Below are 13,473 nucleotides of genomic sequence, written 5' to 3' on the forward strand. Positions count from 1 at the left end.
CAGATTGTGCTTCGGGCGACCGAGCTGGGGATTGTCAGCCTCTGATCCGACCTTGTGGATCGCGCCCTTAGCCCCAGGGCTACGAGTCCCTGCCGAATCTTGAGCGGCCGGGCGACGACGGTCATGATGCAAGTGTTCAGCTCGGGAATCGGCTGGATGTTGGAGGGAAGTACTCCACCACCACCATCAGCAAGGAGTCTCAAGTGTCAGTTGCAGTAATGCCACTCTCCGCAGTGGTGAGGTCGGTCGATGCGGTGTCATCGGTTGTGGAAAACATCGCGGGATACGGGCGGACGGCGTCGAGTGGCGTCTCTCCCCGAGCGGTGACCAACAATCCCGCGCCTCTCCTGCTCTTCGCGGTCATCGCCGTCGCAGCAGCCGTCGTCGCCATCGCTATCATGGGACTCGCCGCCGCTTGGCTGATGTACTGTACGGCCAACTGACCCGGCTGTTGAAGGGGGAACTAATGAAACTGAAGACCATTGTTGCGACTGCAGCGACGATCTCGCTCCTACTGGCGGCCGGGACCGCCGCAGCAAGTGCTGCGGAACCACCGAGCGCGACGGATTCTGCAATGTCCGCGCTCGGCAACCTGGGACTCGTCGGTTTCGATTCGCAGTCGCGGACGGCTTTTGCCTCTGCTTCTGGGAGCGGCACACTCAGCGCGTCGAGCGGGTTGACGGTCGATGGTCGAGACACGGCGGTTTCGATCAAACCCGTCACCGAGGCGAAGCCGGTGGAGATTAGCGGAGCGCTCGTTTATGGCGTATCGGAAGTGTATTCCTACGCACTGACCGGTGCGGGGGCCGCGGCAAACGCTGGATACGTCATCCTGAATGATGTGTCTGCGCCGAGCAGCCACCAGTTCGAAATCACCGCGAACGGGAAGCCCGCGACTCTCTCCCTGGTTGACGGGCGCGTGACGGTGGGTGATGAAACCGGAACAGTGATCAACTCGATCGCTCCGGCGTGGGCGAAGGATGCGAACGGCAAGAACCTCTCGAGCTCATACAGTGTGAACGGCAACGTTCTTACGCAGACTGTTGTTCACGGGGATGACACCGCGTACCCGATAGTGGCTGACCCGGGCCTTGAGTGTGACTGGGCGTTCTGCACTGTCCTGATGACCCGCTCCGAGACGCAGCAGATGGCATCTAGCATGGCAGCTGCGGGAGCGCTCGTCGCCGCGGCCTGTGGCCCAGCAGCATGGGCGTGCGGAATCGGAATCGCGCTCATGGTCGACACCGCTAACCAAGCGGCGAACCAGGGAAAATGCGCCGGGATCCGTAAGCAGACCATTGCTGCTCCGGTGTGGCCGGTCATCGAACCTTGCCGCTCGTAGTCCGAATATGTTGGAATTGAGGACAGGAAGTAATCATGACAGATTCCATCAGGAAGCCTCGGCCGTTTTTCCCGCCGAGCAGGGCAGGTGTCTTCACCGGCATCGGCCTTGTGGCCATCGCGCTCGTGGCATCGGCGTTTGAATCGGCTGGAGTATCGGCCATCTCGCCCACCGCGGTATTCGTTGTGCTCGTGGCGGCGTTCGCCACTGTTCCGCGTGCCATTCAGCCCAAGGGCAACGGGATACTTGCTCCGATCGGCCAGTCTGCATCCGGGGCTATTTACGTATCGACGCTGGTCATCGGGGTCGCGGGAATCACCGCCTCTGCGACAACTGGAACACCAATATGGGCGATCCTTGCACTCGTTGCCTGCATACTCGGCCTGGCCACAGGGCTGACTTGGGCGATCTTTTCGCGGAACGCAACTCCACGCGCTCCTGCAATTTGACCCTCGCCTGGATCGGTAGAAGGGGCCAGTCTGCTTCGTCCAGGCGGGCCCCTTCTGCATGTGTCGCTGTGGAAGCGGGTTGGATGAGATCGTGCGCTACGCGGCAGGTCTGCGGCTGGGGTAGCCATAGGTCGTAGACCTGGCTACATTCAGCGGGTTCGCGATCTGTTCGTGTCCTCGGCGCTCATGGGCGGACCTCTCCGCCCGCCGCCGGTATGGACGGCGATGGCTGGGGCGTGGGCCCGGACGGGCTCGGCTCGGGTGTTTGGCGCGGTTCGGCGACAAGCAGGATGACGGTCACCCCGAGGCGGAGCACGGCGCCTGCGCCGGGTTGCGTGCCGGTCACGGTCGCGGCGCCGGTCGCGTCGGCTGGGATCGTGGCGGCGGTGAAGCCCGCTGACTCCAGCAGTGCTCGTGCTGTTCCGGCAGCCATTCCAGCGACCGACGGCACGGAGTTGGTGCCGTTGGCGATGGTGATGTTCACGGTGGATCCGGCGGCGACGGTCTGCCGCGCGGTCGGGTATTGGCTGAGGACGGTGTCGGCCTTTTCGGCGGATTCCAATCGGGTGACCGTTCCGAGCGCCAGACCCGCCTGACGCAGAGCGATCTCGGCAGCGGCCAGGGTCCCATACAGGGTCGGCACCATGATGCCCTCGGCCGGCGGGGGCGCTGGTGGTTCGGTCGGGCTTTCGGCCGGCGGCGTCTCCGATGCGGTGGCCACCGTCGGCGAGAGGCTGGGGATGACCACCTCAGGACTGGCGGTGGCCGAGATCACCGCCCAGCAGGCGAGGCCGAGGATCACCGCGCCGGCGACGACCGCGACGAAGCCTCCGGGGGCTGGCGCGGCGCGCTGTTCCGTGGCGGGCTCCTCCGTGGCCAGGTACTCCAGCTCGCCCGTTCGGCCCGGAGGCAGAATCCGGGTGGCGGCGGCGGCCGGTGCGGCTGCACCCTCCACCTCCTGGGTGCGGGAGGCTGTGCCGGCGCCACGGGTCAGAGCCTCGGCCAGGGCGGCGCGGAATTCGGCGGCGTCGCGGTAGCGCCGGGCCGGGGTTTTGGTCATGGCGCGGGTCACGACCCGGTCCAGTGGACGTGCGGCGGGTACGAGCGCCGAGGGTACCGGTGGCGGAGCCGACACCTGTGCTTCGAGCACGAGGGCTGCGCTTGACCGGGGGTAGGGCGGGCGGGCGGTGAGCAGGAAGTACAGCAGAGCACCCGCCTGATACAGGTCGCCCGCGGCGCGGACGGGCTTGCCCTGTGCCTGCTCGGGGGACATGAAGTTCGCGTTGCCGACCACGGACGCCGGCCGTGCCCCGCTGTCGCCACCGGGTACGGCCCCGGAAGGCTCGCCGTGCTCCGTGAGCAGGATGTCGTGCCCGAGCGCGGCCAGGCCGGTGGCGGCGGCGATGCCGAAGTCGAGGAGGCGCACCCGGGAGCTCTGCAGCCGCTCTCCGGTGAGGCGGTTGCCGGCGCCGTCGAGCATCACGTTCTGGGGGGACACGTCCCGGTGCACGAGCCCGATCGCGTGGGCGGCCTCGAGGGCGGCCAGGACTCCATCCAGCACGGCGACCGCCTCGGCGGGAGGCAACGGCCCGGTCGCCTCCACCCATTCGGCCACGGTCGGTCCGTGCACCAGGTCGAGGGCGATCCACGCCATCGTGACCCCGCCGGCCTCGTGGAGCCCGAAGTCGTGCACCGCGACGACGTTGGGATGCCGCAGCGCCTGGGCGGCCTGCGCCTCGCGGAAGAACGCCTCCCGCGCTGCTGCGTCGCCGGAGAGGTGGGGGTGCAGTACCTTGATCGCGACGAGCGTTGCGCCAGCGGAGGTCTCCGCCAGTTGGTCGAGATCCTCCGCCTCGAACACCGAGGCGGATCCGCCAACGCCCAGGAGCTCGCCGAGCCGGTATCGGCCGCCGAGCAACTGGGTGGCGTCCTCCTCCGCCTCGCTGTCTTCCATCTACCCGAAGCGCCCGTTGACGTAGTCGAAGGTGCGCTGATCCTCCGGTTCGGAGAACATGGCGTCCGTGTCGCCGAACTCGACGATCCCGCCGGGGGTCCCCGCGGAGGCGAGGAAGAACGCGCACTGCTGGGAGACCCGCTGGGCCTGCTGCATGTTGTGGGTGACGATCACGATCGTCACCTCTTTCTGCAGTTCGGTCATCGTCTCCTCGATCACCCGTGTGGAGGTGGGGTCCAGTGCGGAGCAGGGCTCGTCCATCAGCAGCACCTTGGGTTTTACGGCCAAGGACCGGGCGATGCACAGCCGCTGCTGCTGGCCACCCGACAGGCCGCCGCCGGGCTGTCGGAGCCGGTCTTTGACCTCTTTCCACAGTCCGGCGCTGGTGAGGCTCCGTTCGACGATTTCGTCCCTCTCGTCCCGGCTGGCGCGGATGCCGGTGAGTTTCAGGCCGGCGATGGTGTTGTCGTAGATCGACATCGCCGGGAAGGGGTTGGGTTTCTGGAAGACCATGCCGATGTGCTTGCGGGCGTCTTGCAGCTTGCGGCTGCGATCGTAGATGTCGACCCCGTCGAGCATCACCTCTCCGGCCAACGATGCGGACGGAATGAGTTCGTGCATCCGGTTCAGGATGCGCAAGAAGGTCGACTTCCCGCAGCCGGACGGACCGATCAGGGCGGTGACCTGACCAGCTTCCATCGTGAGGGAGACTTTCTCGAGCACCTTGTGGTCTCCGAACCAGGCCGAGACCTCCCGCGCCTGCAACACGGAGAGCGGGCCAGCGAGTTCCGCGGCGCTGGTGGCAGCGATCTCGGCGTCGGTGTCTCGCGCGGTCGCGACGGCGGGCAGCAGGGTGGTGTGCTCTGTGCTGTGCCCGGTTGCCGGGAGCTGTTCGGGAAGGGCGCCGCCGAGTGGTGTGCCCTCTGCGGTCAACTCGGCGGCTTCCGCCGCGCTCAGGTGCACGGTGGTCACGTCATCGTAGCTGGACTCGGGGGTGGCGTGCTGGTTCGTTTCGGTGGTCATTTTGTCCTCTGGGATCGGTACTACACAAGATTGGGCAGGGCGTTCATCACGACATCGGCGCCGGTCACGCCGAGGACGAGCATCACGGGCACGCCGATCAGCCAGCTATGCCAGCGACCCCAGCTGCGCCACAGCCACCACAGCGTGATCCCGGCCGCGGTGAAGAACACGAGGATGAAGAACGCGATGAACCAGGCTCCGGGATCCTGGCCCATCTCCCGTTCCCCGGCAGGCAGTGCGGCATTGGCCAGCACCCGGGTGGGGGCTTTCTGCACGGCGGAGGTCAGTTCGGCGTCGATGCGCAGCACGCCGGTGGGGAACAGGGCGAGTCCGTCAGCGGTCAGCAGTTCGAGTCGGCCTTGCCCTTTGCGCAGCGGCTCGGGTTGCGGGTCTCCGGCGTGCCGGAGACCGAATACCCGGTAGCTGTTCGTTCCCTGCCCGGTGGTGATCGTGATCTCGTCCCCCGGGGCCAAGCGACTCAGCCCGCCGAAGGGGCCGCCGTAACTGGACTGCCTGCCGAGGATCACGCTGGTGCCGGGCTGACCGGGCATGACTGTGTCGCGCCGGTGTCCGGGTCCGGATCGCAGCGTCTGGCCGGTGGTTCCCTCCCTGACCACCTCCGACAGGCCGATCGCGGGGATCTCCACCAGCGCCACCGGGGTGCCAGGCGTCACCAATTGCCCGTTCAGGTCGAGTTGCCCGACCGGGGTCTCGGCTTTGGCCAGGGAGGTGCGCAACTGCCCGTAGCCGATCTGCTGCTCGCGATGGTGCTGAAAGGCGGACAGCACGGCGACATGGGTGGCGAAGGCGAGCAGCAGCAGCGACACGGTCAGCACGGCCGCGCCTGTCCACCAGATGGCGTCGCGCGGCGCCAGCTCTCGCGGTGCGGCCGGTAACCGGGAGCGGCCGCTCCGCTTCGGTGGAGTGCCGCCGGGGGGTCTCCGGCCTCCGGGACCGCCGGAGGGGCGCGGGCGGGCGACCCTGCGGAGTACCTCGGTGACCGCATTGCCTGGGCCGCTCCGTGGGCGAGCGGGGTGGGTGGCCTCCGGATCGGCGCGGGTCGGCGGGGCGATGGAGTCGTCTGCCTCTCGGCTCGCTTGCTGCCGGGAGGGTGTCGTCTGGATCGTCATGAGGCGCTCGCCGCGGCCGCTGTGCCGGCTGGTGCTCGCATGGCCCGCACCAGCCGCCAACCACCAAGAAGGGCCCCACCCAGGGCGAGGGCGCCGCCGACCCACCACAGCCACGGCGGGATGCCCTGCCCGACCGAGGTGGCGGCCGTGCCGCCGCCGACCAGAACGGTGGCGAGAGCGATCCTCTTGCACCAGCCGGTGAACTGGAGCACATGCGTGCCCGCGAGGGTCCCGTCCGCGACCGGGAACACCGCCTGCACCTGGCCGCCCGCGTCGGCGGTGAAGGTGCCGATCAGGGTCGGGTCGGAGAACAGCACGAGCTGAACCTGCTCGCCCGCGCCGAAACCGGTCACGGTCGCGGTGACCTGCTGGCCGGGCAGGTACAGCTGCCTGTCGACGGATGCCTTCTCGCCGGTTGCGGCCGGACTGAGGGGAACCGCCGGCTCGGCCGGAGTGCATCCGGGTGCCGCGGAGGTTCCTGCTGGGGTGGTCGTGTTTGACCCGCCGGTGCTGGTCTTGGCACCCCCGGTCGAAGCCGGTGGTGGCGTCGAAGCCGGTGGTGGTGTCGACGCCGGTGGTGGTGTCCGTGTCGGCGTTGGGGAGGGCGTGGTACGGGGAATGGTGACGGTGAAGTCGGTGCCGTCGGTGCCGTCGTCGGCGTGGGCGGGAGCCGCGACGGCCAGCGCCGCCCCGGTGGCAATGGCCAGGCAGACGGCCACAATGCAGGCCAGGACGCGGGAACGCGATGCCCGGGAGCGGGGTGTCTGGGGGGAGATGAGGGTCATCGGACCGGCTCGCTTTCTGTGACAGGGGCGGCCTCGACGGCCGCGGTCTGAGTTTCTGCGCGGATCTGTTCGGTGTAGGTGGCGAGTTCTTCGCCGAGGAGCCGTTGTGATCGGCGGCGCCACCACAGGCCTGCCCCGATCCCGCCGCCGACGAGGGCGAGGAGACCCACCAGTGACCACGGCACCGCCCAGGCGACGGTCGACGCTGTGACCGGCGCCGGTGGGGTGTCGCCCGCGGCGGTGCTGCCCGCCGCGACGGTCGGGGTGACCGTGACGCTCGCGAACAGCAGCAACAGGGGTGGCACCTCCGGGAATGATGCGGTGACATGCGCAGTGCCCCCGGGAACGAGGTTCTCTACCGAATCGAGGGTAACGGTGCCGAGATCGATGCCGAAGGGGCCGGTCAAGGTCACCACGGGCCTAGCGGAGAGGCGCACGTTGCCGGTGTTGGCCAGGGCGAAGCCGACGCGCCCGGTTCCGGGGCCGAACGGATTCCAGCTGCCGTCATAGCCGGAGGCGGTTCCGCTGACGCCCAGCTTGGGGGTGAGGGTTCCGTCGACTCGCAGGTAGATGCGGGTACCGACCCGCTGGTTGACCTGCACGGCCGATCCGGTGGAGTCGGTCGCGGTCTCCTGAAAGGATGCGACGATCCCGGCGGCATGGTCGCCGGGGGTCGCGTCGTGCGGCACGGTCACGGTGAACGGGATATCGATCCTGTTCCCGGGTTCAAGGACGATCTGCACGCCGAGCCGGGCCGTGCATGCGGCCTCGGCGGCATCGTTCGTGTGGGAGCATACGGCGCTGGAGGAGTCGATGCTGGTCCACGCGCCCAGGTCGGTGGAAGCCCGCTCCGCGCCGGTCAGGGTGAACGCGGCTGTGTCCGAATCGGTGATGGCGTCGGCCCCGTACACTCGGAAGGTCGCCGGGCGGGCCGAGAAGTTCGACACCGATACCCAGTCGCTGATCGTCGTTCCCGGCGCGACGCGGTAGTCGAACTCCGTGCGCCCGTCTGGTCCGGACGGGGTCGACGGCTGCACGCTCCAGCTCACCTGCCCCTCACCCTCCGCCTGTGCGCTGGCCGGAATCGTGACGGCACCGGCCGGCGCCAGCAGCAGGGCGGCGAGGACCAGTCTCACGGCGGGGATACGGTCTGTCATGGAGTCTTTCGGGTCATCGGGCGGAACGGTGGTGGAGCGCGGAACGGGTATGGGGTGGTTCCCGCTGTGAAGCGGGAACCACCCCCTGGTGGTGTGGACGGATCCCTAGATCAGCGTCAGGGTGAGGGTGGCCTTGTAGTCGCCCGCGGCGCTGTCGGCGGGCGCCTTCAGGGTTATGCCCGCCTTCACGGTGGTGTCCGCGACCGTCGCGCCCGCCGCGGTCTGAGCCAGCGGCTTGTCCGTCGACAGGCCGCCGCCCTCGCCCGCGACGACTTCGGTGCCGGCCGTTCCGGCGCCGGTGCCGACGAGCGCCGGCTTCCAGCCGAGGTGGCTCGCCGCGATCGTCTTGCTGGCGTCGGCCGTGTTCGCGAAGGCGCCGGCCTTGCCGTTCAGGGTCCAGGCGGTGCGGGTGTCCCGGTTGTCGGAGACCTTCACATCGCCGAGGGTGCCGGTGGCGACATACGAGGTGCCCTGCAGTGTGGTGCCGGTCAGTGCCACGTTCCCGGGGGTGATCGTGAACTTCAGGCCGGTCGCCGATGCGGGGATCGTCACGGTGATATCGGTGTTCTGCGGTGCCTGCGGTTCGGCGACGGTGGTCACCGTCGTGGTCGCGTCGGCGGCAGAATCGGTGTACTTCGTGTCGCCGTTCGCCCTGTACCCGGCCGTGAAGGTGTACGACTGTCCGGCATCCAGCACCGGCGTCGTCCAGCTGGCCACGCCGTTCGCGAGCTGCACTTCGCCGGTCACCGGGCTTGCGAGCCCGGCGTGGGTTCCGGAGAATGCGACCTTTCCGCTGGCATCGGTCGCGGTGCCTGAGGCGCCCGACACCGTCGCGATGAGCGTCGCCGTGCCGTTGGCGTTCGCCGTCGACCCGCTGAAGGCGACGGTGGGGGTGGTCTTCGTCACCGGGTTGCTTGGGTTGTCGACGACGGTCCATGACTCTGCTGCCACGTCGACCTGGAGGGTGACGAGGAAGTACTTCGAGTCGGAGAACGGTGCGTCTTCGGCCCGCTGGTCGGGGTCGCAGGTGATGACGAGCTTGTTGAGTCCGGTTGTCAGCGAACCAGGGGTGAACCCGGACCAGTTGGAGGCGTAGACGTTGTCGAGCCAGATGACGTCGCCCGGTTCTCCGCGCAGGCCCCAATATATGGCGCTCTGATTCGTTCGCGCTGTGGCTGCTTGCGAGACGGTTCCGCCTGGCGCGATGACAAAGGTTCTCGACGAGCTGCGGTACCCAGCGGGGCAGCTTTGGTCGGTCTCGATCTGGGCCGGGCCCCAGCGGAGTGCGGAGGTTCCCTCCACCACGCCGGTTCTGCTGGAGGGGGTGAGCTTGACGGTGGAGCCGGTGATCTGCAGGGCCGGATCGAGGGTGTTGGTGGCGGCGTTGGCGGGCAGGGGGGCCCAGGCCAGCAGCGCCAGCACGGTGCTGGCGACGACGGCTGCTCCGATCGCCGACCGGCGGCGGGTGCGGCTAAGGGCGTTCATAGGGTTCCTTATCGTGTTTCGGGTTCCCATCTCGTGATGGGACGGGTTGTGGACAGGAGTCTGGGAGAGCTTCGTCGCTGGATGGTGCGGTTGTGCTTGATCGGGTGCGAGGGGCTGGGGCGGCCGCAAGGTGAGCGACCGACCCAGCCCTCGTGTCACTAGTTGATGGTGAACGAGGTGGTGTCACCGGGGTTGTAGGTGACTCCGCCGATGTTCACGCCGCCGGCGAGGCTGCCGAACCCGAAATCAGTGATCACGAGTGCGGTCGACGGGCCGGGACGGTCCACCGTGTACGCCGAGGCGGTCGACCCCTTGAACACCGCGGTGAGCTGCGGGTTCGTGGCCAGTTCCGACGCCTTGACGACGGTGAACACCGGGCGGGCGATCGGGAAGGCGGTGTTCAGCGTGTTCGACACCGTGGTCGGCGAGATTCCGCCGACCTTGCCCAGGACCGCGCCGTTCCGACGGTCATTGATGGTGACCCCGGGGTAGTTAGCCTGGATGGTGGCCTTGTTGCTCTGTGCGATCCACTGCGCGATCGAGAACGGCACGATCGCGGTCGTCGGCAGCGCGGCGAGCACGCTTCCGTCGTGCTCCTGCACGCTGCCACCGCTGTAGGTGTCGGTGACAGCCGGGCCGAAGGCGACTCCGGCGCCGACCAGCTGGGTCTGCCAGAAGCTGCGTGTGCCAGAACCGGACTGCGGGATGAACGGCGTGATCTGCACGCCGGCGGTGCCCGGCGTTCCGACCTTGTAGCTGGTGCCGTTGATCGTCACATTGGCCCCGTTGGCGGCGGAGTAGATCGCCGTCAGCTGGGCTTTGGTGAGATCCCGTGGGATGGTGGTGTTGCTGGTGTGCACGGCGAAGCTCACCGCGTCCTCAGCCAGCGGGATGTACGAGTACGCCCCGCCACCGCCGGCCACCCAGGTCGCGCCGCTCGAGGAGCGGGAGAACTGGATGTCCGTGGCGCTGAGAGTCTTACCCCGCCACTGAAGGGTGCCGCCGCTCTTCGCCGCCTTGAGGGCGGTGAGGCCTTCACCCGAGCCGTTCGGGCGGTCGAAGATCGTGCCGCCCGACTTGGTCGTGATCGGGTCGTGCACCGCGCCGGTGGTCGGGTTGATGGCGTCATAGGAGCCTGCGACGAGCGACCCTCCATAGGTGATGACCGAGGAGAGGCCGTTGTTGAGGTCCTGGGTGGTGTCCGATCCCACCCCGCTCAGGGTGCGGTAGCTCGGCGTTCCGGTGGGGTCCGCGATGGCGGCGGTGCCGCCTGCGAGGACGACGGCGGCGGCAGCCACCGTGGCGAGGGCGCCGAGGCGCCACTTGGTACCGATTTGCATCAGTATCTTCCTTTCGATACTGTTTCCCTCTGTTACGCCCTTCTGGGCTCGGCCCCCTACCCGACTTTCGCGAGCGTGGTGGGGGGCCTTCTCGTTCGGCCGGGAAACAGAGGCCGTTCGAGTAGTTTTCGGTGGCGGTACTATCCGCCATGGGGTCGGGTTCACCCGGCTGCTCCTTTGCGGCGCAGCAGGAACGGGGCGGCAGCCAGCCCGCCGATGCCCGTGAGCAGGGAGGCGCCCGGCAGCAGGCTCTGCACCGGGATGGCCGTCGACGCCGTGTCGGCGGTCGCCGGGGCACCGTTGGCGCTGACTGTGGTCTGCGTCGGGGGGTTCTGAGGGGGTGACGTCACAGCAGCCGGGGCACCGGCCGGGGTGGTCTTCGCACCACCGGGGGCCGTTCCCTGCTCGGGCTGGGCCGGGGTGCGCAGCGCGGTCGCCAGTTGCGCGGTGGCCGCGATCTGGGTTGCGGTCAGCGGCACGTAGCCCGGCGGGAGCTGCCCGGCGGCGGCGCCGCGGAGATTGCCCGGACCGGCGCTGTAGTCGAGCAGGACCGCCAGCTTCTCGCGGCTGGCGCCATCCAGGGTGGTGGAGTTCAGGTTCACCGCCGCATACAGGGTCGCCGTCAGCGGGTAGGCGTCCACCGGCAGCGCGGAGAAGTCGGGGCGGCCGATCCCGGTGGCCGGGTCGACGGTCATCGCCGAGACGGCGGCGCTCATCGAGGCGTCGCTCGGGCCAACGAAGGCGCGCGCCGTTGCGGTATCGGCCTGCGCGGTGGTGGTGGCCAGCGGCAGTCCCAGCTGCATGCTGCTGAGCCCGTACCGGTCGGCGGAGGCGGCGTCCATCGGGCCGAGGGTCAGGCGGCTGCGCGAGGCGAGCTGCGGGCTGTACGCCACCCAGGCGCCGTTGGACGTGCCGACGGGCTTAAAGGGATCCCATTCCTGGGTGTACCGGGGGTCGGTGCGGAAGACGCGGCTCGCGTTGGCCGCCAGGCTGCTCGAATAGGGTTCCATGGTCAATGAGTCGATCCGCTGGCCCCTGTACTTCTCGTCGGCCTCGGCAGCCGACCCGGGGGCGAGGGTCTGGTCGGCCTTCAGGAAGGAGTCGATCGGCTGGGTCGCCAGATCGAAGGGCAGGCCCCCGCCCTTGGCCGTCGGATTGGTGGCGGGCAGGTAGTAGGGGTTGATCGTGTTGCCCCAGGGGTCGGCATCGCCCTTGAGGAAGGCGACCGCGTCGGCGTCGGATTGGATGTACTGCCAGAGCAGTCTCACGGTGTCCTCTCCCTGCGGTCCGCTCACCACGAACACCCCGCGGGACGGGCTGAGTCCCTGCTGCGCTGGGTTGCCCAGGGCGATCCACTCCGGATCATGCGGCAATGAGGAGGCACGATGCGGCCAGTAACGATCCACATCCGTGCGGTCGTATTGAGCGGCAACCCAGGGGATGTCCATGTCGTAGGACTGGGTGAGCGATTTGGCCAGCAGGCGGGGCGTCAGCTTCAGGGTCGTGTAGCTCTGCGTCGTGTCGTCGGCGACGTAGCCGATGACCAGGCCGGTGTTCGCGACCGGGGCGTAGCCGATCTTCGCGGCCTGCAGCAGGGCGGGGTCGGCTGAGCCGATGCTCGTGGCTGTGAGCGGGTTGGCGACCACGCTGAGCTTGGCCACTCCGGTGAGCAGCTGGTTGCGCGTGACGTCGCCGGAGCCGGTGGTCAATGTGTAGGCGTTGCCGCTGCTGGAGCACAGCCCCGGCTGCCAGGACGACATGGCGTTGCTCAGCAGCTCGCTGCCGACCACGCGCATCTCGGCGGCTCCTGCCGCGCAGCTGCTGCTGGTGTCGGCGAAGTCCAGCGGCACGGTGATGCGGTCCTGCCAGTACGAGCAGTTCTGATCCACCGGTCCGCCGAGCTGCGAGGCAGTGGTCTCGCCGAATGGCCTGCCGCCCCAGCCCGCTGTCGCGCACTTCAGGTCCTGGCCAGCGGTCAGCTCGCCGGAATGGGTGCCGCGCGGCACCACCACCAGCCAGCAGCGCGAGCCCACCCCGGAAGGCTTCGGCCTGCCGCAGCCGAGATAGGGTTGCGCGGCCGCGGACTGGGTCTCGATCTTGACGCTCGCCGTGCCCTCGGCGCTGACGGCGACGAAGGGCTGCTCGTTCGAGGTGCTGGTGTCGAAGAAGGAGAGCAGCCCATTCACCCAGGCCTTGCTGCCGCCGATGTCGAGCTCCGTCCTGACGTTCTGTTCGCCCGTGACGGCCCGGAACGGAGTGTTAGCGGCGACGTCAACTAATGAGTCCCGCCCGCTGGCGGCCCAGCCGACGAGAACGCCCATCGCGGCGCCTGCTTTCGTGTTTCCGGTGTTGCTCGACCACGCCCCGAACTGGCAGGTCTCGGCGAAGTCCGCCGCCAGCGGGTCCGGACCCCAGCACTGGAAGATCTGCAGATAGTTGCTCGCGCTGCCGGGCCAATCCTGGTACTTCGTTCCGGCCATGCCGGAGGCGGTGACGGTCACCGCCTCGTCGCCGAGGTTCGTCGTCTTCGACACCGACACCTCCAGGTTCTTGAAGTCGTCCCAGTGCCCGGACCCGGCGTCATTGCCTTTGCCGTCGGAGAGCAGCCCGGCGTGGTCGACCTGATGCTGCTGCACGCTCGCGTCGTTGCCGCCCGCCCACTTCACGGTGGCGGCGGGCTCGTCGCCCGCCGCCTGGGCGCCGAGTGGCGCGGACAGGCCGGCTATGCCGATCGCCGAGAGCGCGGCGGCGGCGCACAGCGCGCGGGCGAGGCGGCGAGGACGGGGGTTCGCAGTCACGGTGTGATCG

General features: G+C 68.6%; 11 protein-coding genes. 3 read left to right on the top strand and 8 right to left on the bottom strand.

From position 1 onward, the window contains the following. Positions 1 to 203 precede the first annotated feature (203 nt). The 3 genes from ACFQB0_RS13640 to ACFQB0_RS13650 are packed head-to-tail and all read left to right on the top strand — an operon-like array spanning position 204 to position 1,791. Positions 204 to 443: a hypothetical protein gene (locus tag ACFQB0_RS13640; protein WP_386732664.1), complete on the top strand. Its 240-nt coding sequence runs from the start codon at positions 204 to 206 to the stop codon at positions 441 to 443. 23 nt (positions 444 to 466) lie between these two features. Further along, the gene (locus ACFQB0_RS13645) at positions 467 to 1,342 is read left to right on the top strand and encodes a hypothetical protein (RefSeq protein ID WP_386732667.1); all 876 of its coding nucleotides are present in this window, start codon (positions 467 to 469) and stop codon (positions 1,340 to 1,342) included. Positions 1,343 to 1,377: 35 nt separating this feature from the next. Beyond that, positions 1,378 to 1,791, top strand: coding sequence for a hypothetical protein (locus ACFQB0_RS13650; protein WP_386732668.1), 414 nt, complete (start codon positions 1,378 to 1,380; stop codon positions 1,789 to 1,791). Between the two features lie 184 nt (positions 1,792 to 1,975). Here the strand turns inward: ACFQB0_RS13650 and ACFQB0_RS13655 are convergent, their stop codons facing one another. The 8 genes from ACFQB0_RS13655 to ACFQB0_RS13690 form a co-directional block, all read right to left on the bottom strand. Continuing rightward, the gene (locus ACFQB0_RS13655; RefSeq protein WP_386732670.1) at positions 1,976 to 3,745 is read right to left on the bottom strand and encodes a protein kinase domain-containing protein; all 1,770 of its coding nucleotides are present in this window, start codon (positions 3,743 to 3,745) and stop codon (positions 1,976 to 1,978) included. Then, positions 3,746 to 4,555: a phosphate ABC transporter ATP-binding protein PstB gene (gene pstB, locus ACFQB0_RS13660; RefSeq protein ID WP_449280270.1), complete on the bottom strand. Its 810-nt coding sequence runs from the start codon at positions 4,553 to 4,555 to the stop codon at positions 3,746 to 3,748. Between the two features lie 233 nt (positions 4,556 to 4,788). Next, positions 4,789 to 5,898 (bottom strand): sortase, encoded by a 1,110-nt coding sequence (locus ACFQB0_RS13665; protein WP_386732672.1) that lies wholly within the window; start codon positions 5,896 to 5,898, stop codon positions 4,789 to 4,791. Next, positions 5,895 to 6,683 (bottom strand): hypothetical protein, encoded by a 789-nt coding sequence (locus tag ACFQB0_RS13670; protein WP_386732676.1) that lies wholly within the window; start codon positions 6,681 to 6,683, stop codon positions 5,895 to 5,897. The genes ACFQB0_RS13665 and ACFQB0_RS13670 overlap by 4 nt, the downstream gene beginning before the upstream one ends. Beyond that, positions 6,680 to 7,840, bottom strand: coding sequence for a hypothetical protein (locus ACFQB0_RS13675; RefSeq protein WP_386732678.1), 1,161 nt, complete (start codon positions 7,838 to 7,840; stop codon positions 6,680 to 6,682). Before ACFQB0_RS13675 ends, ACFQB0_RS13670 begins: the two co-directional genes overlap by 4 nt. Before the next feature lie 105 nt (positions 7,841 to 7,945). After that, a complete protein-coding gene (locus ACFQB0_RS13680; protein WP_386732680.1) occupies positions 7,946 to 9,325 on the bottom strand; it encodes a hypothetical protein in 1,380 nt (459 codons plus the stop codon). A gap of 158 nt (positions 9,326 to 9,483) precedes the next feature. After that, positions 9,484 to 10,665 carry a substrate-binding domain-containing protein gene (locus tag ACFQB0_RS13685; protein WP_386732683.1) on the bottom strand — a complete coding sequence of 394 codons (1,182 nt, stop codon included), beginning with the start codon at positions 10,663 to 10,665 and terminating at the stop codon, positions 9,484 to 9,486. 161 nt (positions 10,666 to 10,826) lie between these two features. Further along, the gene (locus ACFQB0_RS13690) at positions 10,827 to 13,463 is read right to left on the bottom strand and encodes a hypothetical protein (RefSeq protein WP_386732686.1); all 2,637 of its coding nucleotides are present in this window, start codon (positions 13,461 to 13,463) and stop codon (positions 10,827 to 10,829) included. Positions 13,464 to 13,473: the final 10 nt, after the last annotated feature.

Source organism: Luethyella okanaganae (assembly GCF_042660285.1).
Taxonomy (GTDB): domain Bacteria; phylum Actinomycetota; class Actinomycetes; order Actinomycetales; family Microbacteriaceae; genus Luethyella; species Luethyella okanaganae.